This window comes from Bradyrhizobium vignae, from assembly GCF_900324035.1.
Lineage (GTDB): Bacteria > Pseudomonadota > Alphaproteobacteria > Rhizobiales > Xanthobacteraceae > Bradyrhizobium > Bradyrhizobium vignae.
In genome coordinates this window covers 5,409,947-5,424,715 of the sequence record NZ_LS398110.1, presented here as the reverse complement: position 1 = coordinate 5,424,715, position 14,769 = coordinate 5,409,947, and the positions used below count along the sequence as shown (strand labels likewise).

11 protein-coding genes and 2 pseudogenes are annotated in these 14,769 nt (G+C 64.0%); 4 read left to right on the top strand and 9 right to left on the bottom strand.

Features of this window, described 5'->3' with window-relative positions; all coding sequences use genetic code 11:
• Nucleotides 1-56: 56 nt before the first annotated feature.
• Nucleotides 57-1,112 (top strand): YeeE/YedE family protein, encoded by a 1,056-nt coding sequence (locus BRAD3257_RS26370; protein WP_122404296.1) that lies wholly within the window; start codon nt 57-59, stop codon nt 1,110-1,112.
• On the opposite strand, the gene BRAD3257_RS26365 is transcribed toward BRAD3257_RS26370, so the two are convergent.
• On the bottom strand, nt 1,091-2,005 hold the full coding sequence (locus BRAD3257_RS26365; protein ID WP_122406763.1) for a DMT family transporter: 915 nt from the start codon (nt 2,003-2,005) through the stop codon (nt 1,091-1,093). The genes BRAD3257_RS26370 and BRAD3257_RS26365 overlap by 22 nt on opposite strands.
• A gap of 100 nt (nt 2,006-2,105) precedes the next feature.
• On the opposite strand from BRAD3257_RS26365, the pseudogene pdxR reads away from it, so the two are divergent.
• A pseudogene (gene pdxR / locus BRAD3257_RS26360) lies at nt 2,106-3,535 on the top strand (MocR-like pyridoxine biosynthesis transcription factor PdxR).
• A gap of 10 nt (nt 3,536-3,545) precedes the next feature.
• On the opposite strand, the gene BRAD3257_RS26355 reads toward pdxR, so the two are convergent.
• From BRAD3257_RS26355 to BRAD3257_RS26335, 5 genes are read right to left on the bottom strand one after another with little or no spacing between them, the layout of a single operon-like run.
• Nucleotides 3,546-4,769 (bottom strand): bifunctional alpha/beta hydrolase/OsmC family protein, encoded by a 1,224-nt coding sequence (locus tag BRAD3257_RS26355; protein ID WP_122404295.1) that lies wholly within the window; start codon nt 4,767-4,769, stop codon nt 3,546-3,548.
• A gap of 25 nt (nt 4,770-4,794) precedes the next feature.
• The gene (locus tag BRAD3257_RS26350) at nt 4,795-5,454 is read right to left on the bottom strand and encodes a sulfite oxidase-like oxidoreductase (protein ID WP_122404294.1); all 660 of its coding nucleotides are present in this window, start codon (nt 5,452-5,454) and stop codon (nt 4,795-4,797) included.
• A 3-nt stretch (nt 5,455-5,457) separates the two neighbouring features.
• Entirely contained in the window at nt 5,458-6,780 is a 1,323-nt protein-coding gene (locus tag BRAD3257_RS26345) for an MFS transporter (protein WP_122404293.1), read from the bottom strand.
• Nucleotides 6,781-6,812: 32 nt separating this feature from the next.
• The gene (locus BRAD3257_RS26340; protein WP_122404292.1) at nt 6,813-8,036 is read right to left on the bottom strand and encodes a cytochrome P450; all 1,224 of its coding nucleotides are present in this window, start codon (nt 8,034-8,036) and stop codon (nt 6,813-6,815) included.
• A gap of 57 nt (nt 8,037-8,093) precedes the next feature.
• Nucleotides 8,094-8,303, bottom strand: coding sequence for a ferredoxin (locus tag BRAD3257_RS26335; protein WP_122404291.1), 210 nt, complete (start codon nt 8,301-8,303; stop codon nt 8,094-8,096).
• A gap of 193 nt (nt 8,304-8,496) precedes the next feature.
• Between BRAD3257_RS26335 and BRAD3257_RS26330 the strand changes: the two genes are divergently transcribed.
• Nucleotides 8,497-8,718: a DUF2958 domain-containing protein gene (locus BRAD3257_RS26330; RefSeq protein ID WP_160118843.1), complete on the top strand. Its 222-nt coding sequence runs from the start codon at nt 8,497-8,499 to the stop codon at nt 8,716-8,718.
• A gap of 134 nt (nt 8,719-8,852) precedes the next feature.
• Here BRAD3257_RS26330 and BRAD3257_RS26325 read toward each other — a convergent pair whose 3' ends face one another.
• The 3 genes and pseudogenes from BRAD3257_RS26325 to hglS form a co-directional block, all read right to left on the bottom strand.
• On the bottom strand, nt 8,853-9,383 hold the full coding sequence (locus BRAD3257_RS26325) for a hypothetical protein (protein ID WP_145987025.1): 531 nt from the start codon (nt 9,381-9,383) through the stop codon (nt 8,853-8,855).
• An 11-nt stretch (nt 9,384-9,394) separates the two neighbouring features.
• The gene (gene amaB / locus BRAD3257_RS26320; RefSeq protein ID WP_122404288.1) at nt 9,395-10,957 is read right to left on the bottom strand and encodes an L-piperidine-6-carboxylate dehydrogenase; all 1,563 of its coding nucleotides are present in this window, start codon (nt 10,955-10,957) and stop codon (nt 9,395-9,397) included.
• Between the two features lie 36 nt (nt 10,958-10,993).
• Nucleotides 10,994-12,402 (bottom strand): annotated as a pseudogene (hglS, locus tag BRAD3257_RS26315) (2-oxoadipate dioxygenase/decarboxylase HglS).
• Nucleotides 12,403-12,786: 384 nt separating this feature from the next.
• Between hglS and BRAD3257_RS26310 the strand changes: the two are divergent.
• Entirely contained in the window at nt 12,787-14,556 is a 1,770-nt protein-coding gene (locus BRAD3257_RS26310; protein WP_160118842.1) for a tannase/feruloyl esterase family alpha/beta hydrolase, read from the top strand.
• Nucleotides 14,557-14,769 lie beyond the last annotated feature (213 nt).

Here is a 14,769-nt window from a genome sequence, read left to right as displayed (position 1 = left end):
GATTGCTTCGCTGCGCTCGCAACGACGGAGAACGTCGAGAGATCTGAGAACAATCGATGGAAGCTGCCCAGCTCGTCATCCTCGCCGGCCTCCTCATCGGCCTCGTCTACGGTGTCGCCGGCCTGCTCAGCGGCTTCTGCCTGATGAGCAGTATGCGCGGCTTTCTGACGGATGGCGACGGGCGGCTGGTGCGGACCTACGCGCTGGCGATCGCTGTCGCGATCGTCGCGAGCCAGTTCCTCGCCGGCAACGGCTTGGTCGATCTCGGTAAGTCGATCTATTTGCAGCAATCCTTTTCCGCCCCAGTGCTCTTCCTTGGTGGCCTGCTGTTCGGCTACGGCATGGTGCTGTCGAATGGCTGCGGCTCGCGGGCCCTGGTGCTGCTCGGCCGCGGCAATCTCCGCTCCTTCGTCGTCGTGATCGTTCTTGCGATTGCCGCGCAGATGACGCTCAAAGGCCTGATCGCGCCGGCGCGTATCGCGCTGGTCCAGGCTTCGCAAATGACGGTCAGCGCAAATTCGCTGCCGTCCTTGCTGAGGATGATCGGTGTCACGGAATCGCTGTCGCGCGCGCTTGCCGCCGCCGCGACCGTCATCGCGCTCGTCCTGTTCGCCTTCGCGCACCCGGCGTTCCGCCGTTCGCCGGGGCAGATCGCGGCAGGTGTCATTGTGGGCCTGCTCGTTGCCGCCGGCTGGTACGTCACCGGCTATCTCGGCGCCGACGACTTCAATCCGGTCCCAGTGACCTCGCTCACCTTCGTCGCGCCGATCGCTGATAGCCTGCAATACGCCATGCTCTCGACCGGGCTGACGCCGAACTTTGGCGTTGCGACGGTTGCCGGCGTCTTCGCCGGTAGTCTGGTGACGGCGCTCGCTACCGGCCGCTTCAAGCTCGAAGGCTACTCCTCACCACGCCACATGCTGCGCTCGGGCACCGGGGCTGCGCTGATGGGGATCGGCGGCGTGATGGCGTTCGGCTGCTCGATCGGTCAGGGGCTCACGGGCGTCTCGACGCTCGCTCTTGGCTCCTTCGTCGCGGTTGCCGGCATCCTGCTCGGCACCGCGGCGGGCCTGCGCGGAAGCTTGCGCGTTCAGCCGCTCGCAGTGGCCTGACTGCGCAACAACCGATCGCCTAGCGTCGCAAGACCGATGCCGGTGACGATCAGTCCGGCCGCGACCGCAAGGCTCGCGTCGATCGGCTCACTCAGGAGGATCGCGGCGCTGGCGATGCCGACCAGCGGCGTTCCTGTGGTGCCCAGCGCCGTCGTCAGCGCCGAGATGCTCTTGTTGACCATTGACATCGCCCAATAGGCCAGCGCCGTCCCGATCAGGCCGGAATACAGGAACAGCAGGGCGAGCCTCCACGACCATTCCACGTGCGGCAGGCCGTCCGTGACCAGCGCCGATCCTGTCAGCACGATCGTCGCGACCAGCACCTGCCAGATCAGGAGCTGGAGCGGCGACGCGATCCAGCGGTGCGCGCGGATATAGATGATGTTGGCGGCCCACGAGATCGCGGCCAGGATGACCATGCCGGCGCCGAGCACGACGTTCGCATTGGCCCAGTCAATGGACGTAGGGTTCAGGATCACGGCAAGGCCGATCAGCCCGAGCAGGGCGCCGGCGAGCTTTGGCGCGGTCAGCGTATCCTTCCCCAGTAGCGGCGCGGCGATCGCGACCCAAAGCGGCGTGGTGTAACCGAGCACGATGGCCTTGCTCGCGGGCAGGAAGCGCACACCAGCCGCAACCAGGACCGAGAACAGCGTCATGTGCAACAGCGCCACGCTCAAGACGACAGGAATGTCGCGCCGCTCCGGGATGACCAGATTGTTGCTGAGGCCAAGGATCACGAACAATCCAGCCAGCGCGATCCAGCTCCGGATCGCCGACGTCCATAGGGGTGGAAGGAATTGGACGAGCTGCTTCGTCACCGACCAGTTCACGCCCCAGGCCAGCACGACGATGAGGAACAGGCCGACGGCGGCGCGAGGCGACAGCGAATTCATCTGGAGGTCCTTGAAGCAATCCGGCTCGGCGCATAGCATCTCATCTGGCACTTGAAAAAGGACCAGATGGGAGAAAAACAAGGTGCCAGTTTCGGAAGAAGTGATCCCGGCTCTGATCGACTTGAAACGGTCGGACGACGAGGGGCTGATGGCGCAGCTGACGAGCCAGCTTAGAGAGCTGATCCGAGCGGCCGCCTCGGTAAAGGCCGCATGCTGCCATCCAGCCGTCGGCTCGCGCGCGATCTCGGCGTCTCCCGGAACACCGTCACTTATGCGTTCGAGCAGCTTGCTGCCGAAGGATATGTCGAGGCCTCGCACGGCCGCCGTCCGGTGGTCGCGTTCGACGGCCACGAGCATATCGAACGGACCGGCACCGCTACGTCGAGCGTACGTTCTGCCAGGCCGCGGCTCTCCCCCTGGGCTTCGGGGCTGAAGCAGACCGACTGGCCGATGTCCTATCAGGCGCAGCTGAAGCCGTTGCGTCCGGGGCACGCCGATTTCAGGGAGTTTCCGAACGAGGTCTGGGCGCGCTGTCTGCGCCGCAGTGCCGTAGGTGCGGCCAAGCGCGGGCTCGGATCAGTGAATCGAACACGCCTGTGCGAGGCGCTGGCGCATTATCTCGTCACCAGCAGAGGCGTTCGCGCCACGGCGGAGCAGATCATGATCCTGCCGAGCGCGCAGGCCGCACTAACCTTGATCGCGGCAGCGCTGATTTCGCCCGGCGACGACGTCTGGGTCGAGGATCCCGGTTATCCCGGTGCCGCGGCCGCCTTCCGGGCCTCCGGCGCGCGCGTCACCGGTATCGGTCTGGACGAGCAGGGCATGCAACCGATGCGGGGCCGTGCGGCGCCAAAGCTGATCTTCATGACACCCTCGCATCAGCATCCGACCGGGCGGCTGATGTCGCTGGCGCGCCGTACCGAATTTCTCGGCCTGAGCAGGCCCGGCAAGACCTGGATTGTCGAGGACGATTACGACGGCGAATTCCATTATGACAGCCGGCCGGTGCCGGCCTTGCAAGGGCTCGATGCCCACGGTCGCGTGTTCTATGTCGGCACCTTCTCGAAGGTGATGACGTCGGATATCCGGCTCGGCTATCTCGTCGCGCCCCCGGCGTTGGTCAGCACGCTGGAGATCGCGCAGCGGCACATCGGGCTGATCGCGTCCAGCCACATTCAGGAGGCGCTGGCCGAATTCATCGCCGACGGCCATTTCCTCGCGCATTTGCGCCGGATGCGCCGGCTCTATCGCGCGCGCCGCGATCACCTTGTCGAGGAACTGGAGCGACAGCTGGGCGGGATGCTCTCGGTCGAAGTGCCTCCTGGCGGCATCCAGCTCATTGCCCGTCTCCAGCGCGGTCGCACTGATCGGGCGGCGGTAAAGCGGTTGGTCGCGGCGGGCGTCGAAACGCGCGCATTGTCCAGCCTGGCGCTCGGTCAGCCGCGCGATCACGGCCTGCTGCTCGGCTTCGCGGCCTGGCGCGAAAGCGAGATCAGCGCGGCCGTGCGGACGATGGCGTCGTGCTTGTAGCGATGGCGTGCTAGTCCGCGGCCTTCGTCACGATGCGGATCTCCGATGTCAGCGTGCGGTGCACCGGGCACTTGTCGGCGATCTCCATCAGCTTCTTGCGCTGCTCGGCATCGAGCGCGCCATCCATCGCGATGTCGCGTTCGATCTGGTCGAGCATGCCCTCGCGTGTCTCGCACTCGGCACAATCCTTGGCGTAGATCTTCGAATGTTTCAGCGTAACCGTGACGCGGTCGAGCGGCAGCGATTTGCGGTCGGCATAAAGGCGCATGGTCATGGAGGTGCAGGCGCCGAGGCCGGCGAGCAGGAAATCATAGGGGCCGGGGCCGGCATCCTCGCCGCCGGCCGCGACCGGCTCGTCCGCCACCAGATGATGCGGGCCGATGGTGATGATCTGGTTGAACTTGCTCTTGCGCGTCTCCTGCACCACAACCCGGCGCGGCGCCTCAGGGAGATCGACCACCTTGGCGGGCTTTGCGATCTCGATATAGCGGCTCGCCCAGGCGGCGATGACGTCGGCCGCGTAGAGCGCGTCAGTGGGCTTCGTCAGCAGATGATCGGCATGATCTAGCGAGACGAAGCTCTTGGGATGCCTAGCTGCAACGAAGATCTTCGTCGCGTTGTCGATACTGACGGTATCGTCGACCGGCGAGTGCATCACCAGCAGCGCCTTGTGCAGGCCGGTGACGTCCTTCATCAGCTCGTGCTCGACGATGTCGTCGAGGAATTCACGCCTGATCCGGAATGGGCGGCCCGCAAGCGACACTTCGATCTCGCCCTGCGTGCGGATGTTGTCGATATGCTCTTTGAACAGATTGGTGACGTGGGCGGGATCGGAGGGCGCCGCAATGGTCGCGACCGCCTTGGCTTCGGGAATTCGTCCTGCAGCCGCGAGGATCGCTGCGCCGCCGAGGCTGTGGCCGATCAGGATAGACGGCGCCCTGCGGGCACTGCGCAGATGATCGGCGGCCCGGACGAGATCGGCGACATTGGAGGAAAAGGTCGAATTGGCGAAATCGCCTTCGCTGGAGCCGAGACCGGTGAAGTCGAAGCGCAGCACCGCGATGCCCCTGGCCGCCAGTGCCACAGAAATCCGCTTGGCCGCCAGCGTGTCCTTGCCGCATGTGAAGCAGTGCGCGAACAGCGCGAAAGCTGCGGGCTCGCCGTCGGGCAGCTCCAGCGCGGCCGCGAGCTGATGGCCGCCTTCGCCGGTGAATTGAAAGCGCTCCGTCGGCATGGGCTTTCCCCGTTCTTGCTTGAACCTAATCCCCCGAGTAGCGCTGCTCGGCCCAGGGATCGCCGCGGTTATGATAGCCGCGGACTTCCCAGAAGCCCGGCGCATCCTCGGTCAGGAATTCGATGGCCTGCAGCCATTTCGCGCTCTTCCAGAAATACAGATGCGGCACGACCAGCCGCACGGGGCCGCCATGCTCCTCCGTGAGCGGCTGGCCCGACCAGCTGTGGGCGAGCAGCGCGTCCTCGGCGGCAAAGTCCTCCAGCGCGAGATTGGTGGTGTAACCGTCATAGGAATGCAGCACGACGAAGCGCGCATCCTCGCGCGGCTGGCAGGCCGCGAGCAGCTCACGCGTCGCGAGCCCCTCCCACTCATTGTCGTAGCGCGACCAGGTCGTCACGCAGTGGATATCGGAGGTGAAGCGGGCCTGTTTCTGCGCGGTGAATTCGTCGAAGGCCCAAAACACGGGACGCTCGACCGCGCCGTAGACGTCCAGCCGCCAACGTTCGCGCGACACCGGCGGCACGACGCCGAGATCAAGCACCGGCCAGTCTTTGGTCAGATGCTGGCCGGGCGGCAGCCGCTGATCGTCCGGGCGCGTAATCTTGCCGGTGAGGAACCGGCCCTCGCGCGCCCATCTCTCCTTGGTGCGCGTCAGCTTGCTGTCGGATGGCGTCTCGTCGGTCATGGCCTACTCGTGGCGATGCATTGCGGAGGCGTGTTTCGTGTCGCGCATGGTGGAATAGATGATCAGCGACAGGCAGATGATGCCGGCAAGATAGAAATAGAACCAGTCCTCGTGCCCGATGCTCTTGAAGTAGAGCGCGATCGCCGGCGCCGTGCCGCCGAAGATCGAGACCGTGATCGCATAGGGCAGGCCGACGCCGAGCGCGCGGACATTGGTGGGAAACAGCTCGGCCTTCACCACCGCGTTGATCGAGGTGTAGCCGGCGACGAACAGCCAGGCGCAGCAGATCAGGATGAAGGCCATGAAGGGCGACTTGGTCTCCTTCAGGGTCATCAGCAGCGGAACGGTCGCGAGCGTGCCGGCGATACCGAAGAAGATCAGCAGCGGCTTGCGGCCGATCTTGTCGGAGATCGCGCCGTAGATCGGCTGCAGGATGGTCGCGAAGATCAGCGAGCCGAAGATCACGAACGTGGTCTGATCCTCGGTCAGCCCGACCGAGAGCTTGACGAAGGTCTGCATGTAGGTGGTGAAGGTGTAGAACGCCGCGGTGCCGCCGGCGGTGAGGCCGACGACCAGCAAGAGCTCGCGCGGATAGCGCAGCAGATTGGTGATCGAGCCGGTCGGCTTCACCACCTTCTTGGCCTCCTCGAACGCCTCGGTCTCGTGCAGGCCGCGCCGCATCACCGCGGCGAAGATCGCGAGCCCCGCGCCGATCGCGAACGGGATGCGCCAACCCCAGGCCTTCAGCTCCTCCGGCGTCAGGAAGACCTTTTGCAGGAGCAGCAGCACGATAATCGCGGTGAGCTGGCCGCCGATCAGGGTGACGTACTGGAAGCTGGAATAGAAGCCGCGATGCTTGGGGTCGGCGACCTCGCTGAGATACGTGGCGCTGGCGCCGTATTCGCCGCCGAGGCTCAAGCCCTCGATGACACGGGCGAGGGCCAGGATGACAGGCGCGGCAAAGCCGATCGTGGCATAGGTCGGCGTCAGCGCGATGATCAGCGAGCCGAAGCACATGAAGACGACGGACAGCGTCAGGGAGATGCGCCGGCCGAAATGGTCGGCGAGATAGCCGAAGAACCAGCCGCCGAGGGGACGCATCAGGAAGGTCGCCGCGAACACCACGGCGGCGTTCAATTGCTGCACGACAGGATCGTTACCGGGGAAGAAGGCAGGGGCGAAGTAGAGCGCAAACGCCGTATAGGCGTAGAAATCGTACCATTCGACGAGGTTGCCGACGGAGCCGATGAAGATCGCCTTGATCCGCCGCTCGGCGTCGGCGACGTCAAAATGCTCAGAGGCCGGCTTGGTTGCTTGCACTGTCACGTCCGGCCTCTCCGTATCTCTGCTGGAGGGGCCTACATCGCCTTTCCGAGCAGAAATGGCAACTGGCGGGGGCCTCTCACCGTGCCCTGTGACCAGGTCACGGTGCCTGCCGGATCCAGCCGGAAGTCCGGAATCCGCTTCAGCCATTCCTCCAGCGCAACCTGCATTTCCATGCGCGCCAGGTTGGAACCAACACAACGGTGAATGCCGAGGCCGAAGGCTGCGTGGCGGTTCTCGCGGCGGTCGATCACGACTTTGTCAGCGTCCGGAAACATTTTGGGGTCGCGGTTCGCGGCCGGGAAGGACAGCAGCACCATGTTGCCCGGCTTGACCGGACAGCCTGAAATCGTCGTCTCCTTGACCACCTCGCGCGCCATCGTCACCGGGGAATAGGCGCGCAGCAGCTCCTCCACCGCGGTCGGGATCAGCCCGGGCTCGGCGATCAGCCGCTCGCGATCGGCGGGCGTTTTCGCAAGATGCCAGAGCGAGGAGCCGATCGCGCTCCAGGTGGTGTCGATGCCGGCGATCAGCAGCAGGCGCAACGACCCCAGCACGTGAGTGTCCTCGAGCGGATTGCCGTCCTTGTCCCTGGCATTCATCAGGTAGGAGATCAGGTCGTCGGTGGGCTTGTTCTTGCGCGCTTCGATGTGGCCGCTGAAATAGGCGCTCATTTCCTGCACGGCCTGGAGCAGCTTACTCTCATCCGTGATGCCGAGCTCCAGGATCATGTGGATCCAGTTGATGAAGAGCTCGCTGTCGCTCTCGGGAATGCCGAGCATGTGCGCGATCGCGCGCACCGGAATGTGCTTCGTGTAGCGCGCCGCAGCGTCCACGCTCTTCTCGGCAATGAAGTCGTCGATCAGCTCGTTGCAGATGGCGCGGACCCGCGGCTCGAGCTTCTTCATCGCGTCCGGCGTGAACGGCGGCAGCAGCAATTGCTTGGCCGGCTTGTGCACGGGCGGATCGGAGGTGATGGGCGGAGCGGCGTTCTTGCTGGTGATTTCCGGCCGCACGTCACGGACGATGATGCGGCGGGAGGAGAAATGCTCGGTATCGTTGGCGATCTCGCGCACCGCCTCATAGGTCGTCGGCAGGTAGCAGCCGAGGAAGCGTTGCGTGTGCACGACCGGACTCGCGGCGCGCAGCTCGTCCCAGATCGGGAACGGGTTCTCCGTCCATTGTGGATCGGTGTGGTCGAAATCATGGACCCAGTCGGTCACGGGCGCATGGGCGGCGGGCTGGTTGACGTCGGACATGGCAGGCAATCCCTTGGCTCGTGTTCGCTGAAAGCACGCGGGGCGGCCGCGGCCGCGCTACTCCTCGATCACATCAATCGCGATTTCCGGGCAGTTGGATTTCGCCAGCCAGGCCTTGTCCTCGAGCCCCGGCGGCACGGTGCCGTCGCCGGTTTCGTGCGCGTTGCCATATTCGTCCAGCTCGAAAAGTTCCGGCGCGAGTGCATTGCAGCGGGCATGGCCCTGGCATTTATCGGGATCGACGTGGACCTTCAATCGCTCTGCCATTGCGGCTCCCTTGGTCGTGCGCGCAGAGCCCGAAGGCGGCGCGTTTCCTCACCTGAATTCTATTTAAGTTATATCCTATTACATTCGCGATGGACTTCCCCTGTCAAGCGCAAACTTATAGCGGACAGTCTCGCAAATCGTGCGAAAACGTCACCAAATGTCGCGAAAGTTTCCAAACCCCGACGAGATCGACTTGGAACCTGTCGTCAAGCTGTTCAAGTCCTCGGTGCCGCCACCTGGTTGCTCACCGAGATTGATCCCGGACGATCACACCGTTGCCTGGGCCCTTCGCGATCTTGGCATAGGCTTCCCCGAGTTTGGCACCGTCAGCCTGACGGAGCTCGCAGCCTTTCGCGGGCAATCAGAGTCGGGATCGAACGCGATCTTCACGGGCACGCGGGCCGATCTCGGCTGATGTTCAAACCGCCAGTAAAGCGTTGGATCGAGCATCAGGTTTCCCGGTTTCCCCAACGGTCTTTCCCAGGCTCAATCACCCGTTGGTCCGCCAGTTGCAGCCGCAAGCTGGCGGACCTGTCCTTTAAAGATCTCTCAGGCGCCGGGCCGCTGTCCCAACCAGCCTGGGCTCGGCTCGCCTCTCACTTCGCCAAAGTAGATCGCAAAGGTTTGGCGCCACCTTTCGACCAAGGCTCGATTTTCCATGAAGCGTGGAAGCTCGGCGAAATTGGAGTTTGCATAGTCCCAAACCGGCTTCAGGCCGCCTTGCGGCTGCACGTCCGTGCGAACGGACCAGCCGTTATAGGCCTTGCGCTGGTTCTTCTCCGAGATCTGGCAATTCATGTACAGCTTGGCAGCAGCCTTGTGAGGTGCCTCCTTGAGGATCGCGGCTCGTTGCCCCCAAGCAAGGAATGGATGTCCGTCCGCGATGGCCCATTTCACCGGCGCGTTGGCCGGTGTCGTCAGCGATCCGGATCCGCCGAGACCGAGGATGATGATGATGTCCCGACCCCGGCGCTTCATCTCAGCGGCAAGCCCGCTGATCTTCAGGATCTCCGACACGCCGATCGACGAAAGGCGGCGGGAGGGGCGGAATAATGCCGAGCTGTGAAGAGGCGCGTTCATCTATCTTTTCTTTACGCCACGTCGAACTTGACGCCCTGCGCGAGCGGCAATGTGCGGCCGAAATTGATCGTATTGGTCGCGCGGCGCATGTAAGCCTTCCAGGCATCCGAGCCCGACTCGCGTCCACCGCCGGTTTCCTTCTCGCCTCCGAAGGCGCCGCCGATTTCGGCGCCGGATGGGCCGATATTGACATTGGCAATGCCGCAATCCGATCCGCGCGCCGACAGGAACGCTTCGGCCTCGCGAAGGTCGTTGGTGAAGATCGAGGACGAGAGTCCCTGCGGCACTGCGTTGTGCAGGTCGAGCACCGCATTGAAGTCGCGGTATTTGATCACGTAGAGAATGGGCGCGAAGGTTTCGTGCACGACCGGGCCAGTCTGTTCTGAAATCTCGACCAGCGCCGGGCGAACATAATACGCCTCATCGGCGCCGTCGGCGAAAACGCGCTCGCCGCCGAACACCTTGGCGCCCGCGGCGCGCGCCTCGCTCAGTGCCTTCTGCATCGAGGCGAAGGCTGCGGCGTCGATCAGCGGACCGACCAGGGTGCCGTCCTTGAGCGGGTCGCCAATGGTGACGGATTCATAGGCGCGCTTCAGTCGCGGCACGAACGTGTCATAGACGCTTTCGTGGACGAAGAGGCGTCGCAGCGTCGTGCAGCGCTGGCCTGCCGTGCCCATGGCGGCAAATGCGACGCCGCGCAGGGTCAGGTCGAGGTCAGCCGTCGGCGCGACAATTGCGGCGTTGTTGCCGCCGAGTTCGAGAATCGCGCGGGCAAAGCGTTTCGCGAGGCGCGGTCCGACGATACGCCCCATCGCCGTCGAGCCGGTTGCCGACACCAGCGGGACCTTGGCGTGATCGACAAGAATTTCGCCGATCTCGCGGCCGCCGAAGAGAACGGTGGACAGCGCGTCCGGCGCCTTGCCGCCTTCCGCCTTGAAGCGCGCGAGTGCGCGATCGAACAGTGCTTCCGTCGCAAGGGCCGTCAGCGGCGTCTTCTCGGACGGCTTCCAGACGATGCTGTTGCCGCAAATCAGCGCCAGCGCCGCGTTCCAGGACCATACGGCAACTGGGAAGTTGAACGCCGAGATGATCCCGGTGACGCCGAGCGGATGCCAGCTTTCCATCATCCGGTGGTCGCTGCGCTCCGTCGCGATGGTCAGGCCATAGAGCTGGCGCGACAGACCCACCGCGAAATCGCAGATATCGATCATCTCCTGGACCTCGCCGAGGCCCTCGGAGGCAATCTTGCCGGCCTCGATCGACACGAGCCTGCCGAGCGCCTGCTTGTTGGCGCGCAACTCCTCGCCGAGCAGGCGGACGAGCTCGCCGCGCTTCGGCGCTGGCACCAGTCGCCATTCGAGGAAGGCCGCATGCGCCTTGTCGATTGCCGCCTGTGCATCGGCGGCGCCGATCTCGTTGACATGGCCCGTGATCTCGCCGGTGATCGGCGATCGTGCGATCAGCTTGCCGCCGGTGTACCGGCTGCGCTTGACGCCGAGCGAGATCAGGAGCGCGTCTGCCTCGCCCGCCAGGGAATTGATGGCGCGAGTTGAAGTCTGGGTCGTGGTCGTCATGGCGGTTTTCTCTTGGACGTTTGAAAGGCGGTTCGATTAGGCCATCGCGTGGCGTGCGAGGTGCGGTGATCCGAGCTGGACCAGAGCTTGCTCCAGGGAATCCCTTTCCGCCCGCGCGTAAAGCTCCATCTCGTCGTAAACCTTGGCACCGAGGGCGGCTTCGAACGCAGTCCGGTTGGAACGCGCGGCGTAGTTCTGCTGCTGGTCGGCGCCGAGATTCGACTGGAAGATTCCTGCCGCGCTGACAGGGAGGAAATCCTCGTAGACGATCGGATCGTAGTGCAGAAAGCCCGCAGACACCAAATCCTCGAGGCTGGATGGCGGAGCGTGCCGCCTGCATGCCTCAATGCCTGCTTGCGTCGCCAAATAGCGGAAGAAGGCGAGCCCCTGCGCGCGAAGCTTCGACCATCGTCCGGAAACGCTTTGAATTGATCGGCCAATTCGGTATCGTAGTCGCGCGCGGTCGCGCCCGCCTGCCGCACGGAGGCGAGCAATCGGTCGTAGAGCTCGCGGCCTTTGGAAGTGAGAGCGGCACCGCGCTGCTCGATCTCACCGAAGCGGGCCGTATGCGTCCCGGCGACCTTTGTGGCGTTTGCCTGTCTGAACAGGATGGGCTCTTCGAGCGCCTTGAAGCTGGTCTGGCGCAGCAGGATCGGGCAGTCGCGGCGCGGCGGCCCTTCGATCACGGCCTTCGGCGCAATGCCGCGTCGTGGCACCCCGGCCTGGACGGCATCGATGTCCAGCGTGCGCGGTGTCAGATGGTTGATGTGAGGCCCTCTGAAGCTCACCACGTCGGCGATCAGCCGATGCGCGTCATGCAGCCGCTTGTAGACCTCGAGGCTCACTGTCGCTTCGCTATGCCAACGGAAGGTGTCGAGCGCTTCGCGCACGAACTCCTCCGCCTGCGCGACGGTCAGGTGACCTTCCGTCTCGAAAATGTTCACGAGCTCGAGTGCGCGCGGCGTAAAGATGCGGCGCTCACCAAGGATTCGCTCCGCCTGGGCGCGAAGGGTCTCATCCTCGATCAGGTCGAGGCGCAGCAGCGAGGTGAATACCCGGAACGGGTTGCGCCGGAGAGCGGCATCGTCGATCGGCCGAAAGGCCGTGGCATGGACGGGCACGCCGGCCACCGACAGGTCATAATAGCCGACCGGGTGCATGCCCATCACCGCAAAGACGCGACGCATGTCGAACAATTCGTCCGCCCGCCCGAGGCGAACGGCGCCGTGACGCTCGACGTTTAACCGCTCGAGTTCATCACTTCGCTCGAGGCTCGCACGAAGCTCCTCGTGCTGGCGCAACGTTTCGCGATTGGTGTCGTTGACGAGTTCCATCAGGGTGCCGTATTGCGGCACTTCGACCCGGTACATGTCCGACATGGCGCGGGAAAACAGAGTGCGGATCTCGTCCGCGTCCGCGCGCAGCGCTGGCATCAAAATCTCCATCGACGGCGGATCGGCCGTCCTCGTTGGCTAGATCCAGGGATCATGCAGTTTCATCATGATCCTGGCGATTAGACCTTGCCTATTCGGCTAGTTCAAACGATGTTTAATCAGAAGATCATTCTAAAACGGAATGAAGAGGGATGATCTGCGCGCGCCTTGACCAGACGGGCGCTGCGCGCACGCGGCGGCGCGCGAGACGGCGCTTGGGCGCCGCCGATGTCGCGGCCCGACTCGCCGCGCAGACCCGCGAGTCGCGGCCGCTGACGATTGTGGATTAAGGCGGCCGCGGGCTGCCAACAGAAAACAATAAGCGAGGGGAGAGAACCGATGCCGATCGCGCGAAGGAATTTATGGGCAATACTGCTGGTGGCTGCGACTTGCCAGATGACATCGGCATCCGCCGAGCCGCTGGCTTGTGACGACGGCATCAAGGCTGCCTTCCATCCCGACGAGATCACGACGGTGATCGCGGTCCGCCAAGTCAAGAAGGGTGAGGAGTTGTTGGCGCCCGATGCGCCGAAGCCGATCACGGCGGCAGCCGATCTTTGCCTCGTGAAGCTGCTGGTCGGTCCCGGCGTCACGGCTGAGAAAGACAAGACCGCGCCGTCTTATTCAGAAGGTATCGGCATCGAAGTCTGGCTGCCAACGCAGGGTAACTGGAATGAGCGCATCCGCAACTATGGCGGCGGCGGCTGGGTCGGCGGCGGCCATCGCTACCCCGACAAGATCGGCAGCAAGGTGCCGGCGATCGTCAATGCCAATATCGGATATGCCTCCGGAACAACGGATGCGGGCCAGCCCTGGTATCAGGACGGCTCGTTCGCCTTCCTCTCCGACGGCAAGGTCAACGTCGAGGGCCTGCGCGACTTCGCGGTGCGGGCGATGGTCGAGCAGGCGGTCAAGACCAAAGCGCTGGTCAATCTCTACTACGGCAAGGTGCCGAAATTCGTCTACTACGATGGACACTCGCAGGGCGGCCGCCAGGGCCTGAAGATCCTGCAGGAGTATCCCGAGCTCTATGACGGCTACATGATTGCGCAGCCTGCGCTGAACATCGCGAAGTTCGGCACCACCAGCCTCTATCCGCAGATCGTGATGAAGACCGAGCTGGGCTTCACAGCAATCAACAAGCCAGAGGCCGCCGCTTTCGCCGCCAAGGTCGAGGCCGCCAATAAGCGCGCTGTTGCGACCTGCGACAAGGCCGGCCTCGGCTTCCTGCTTGATCCCTTCGCCTGCGACTACAATCCCGCGCGTGACGCGGTGCTGCTTTGTGCGGGCGAAGCGGGCGACGGCGTCACCGGCAGCAATGGCGACACGGCGGCCTGCATGAGCGCGAAGGAAGCGGGTGCGCTCAATAAGATCTGGTACGGGGCGACCCGCGATGGCAGCGTCGATCCGGCTCAGACGGCGGAAGCCCGTAGCGGTAAAGCGCTCGGCGTGAAGCAGCTGTGGTGGACTTTTACCAAGGGCACGTCGATCTCGATGCAGATCACGAGCGCGTCGACTGACAATTTTGCGCTCGGCATGCAGGACGTCAGCTACGCCGCCGATGCCAGCGCGACGTCAGCCATTCCGATCACCAACACCTCGACCGCCAAGCGTAACCGCTGGCTCGAGCTCGACTATGCCGACCTCGCCGCTGGCGTCGACAAGAACGTCGCGCTGCAGCCCACGCTGTTCAGCAATCTGATCACTGACAAGACGGATCTCTCCAAGCTGCGCGATCTCGGCCGCAAGGTGATCGTGTGGAGCGGACTTGCGGATGATGCGATCCCGCCGGCCGGCAACGTCAACTATCACGAGCGCGTGCTTGCTGCGATGGGCGGCGATGCCGAGGTCTCAAAATTCATGCGGATGTATCTGGTGCCGGGGGTCGCGCATTCCTCGCAGGGTCGCTCGTACACCGTGACCGGCAAGAACGACGCCGTGCCGCTGCCGAAGCTGCCAGGCAACGCCAACCAAACGCCGACCCGCGACAAGGACCAGTTCTTCTCCGCATTGACCGATTGGGTCGAGAAGGGAGTCGCGCCGGGCGAGATCACGTTGACCTCGCGCGATGGCAGTGTGAGCTATCCAGTCTGCGTCTATCCCCAGCGGACGACGTGGGATGGCCACGGCCCGGCGACGCAGTCTTCTAGCTTCAGCTGCCGCTAGTCCCTGAAGCGTTGCCGGCACACAAACCTGATTGTTGCGATACCGGCCGAGGCGAGGGTCGCCGTCTTGGGCCCCATTTTGCAGGAGAAGCTATTTCCCCCTCGCGAATTGAACCTGCCCTGGGTCGATCATGGCGAGCTCAGCGTCATTGGTTGGGCAGCCGTTTGAAGCTTGCTGCAAATCGCGTCGTTTGAACGGGGAATGAGCACCGTC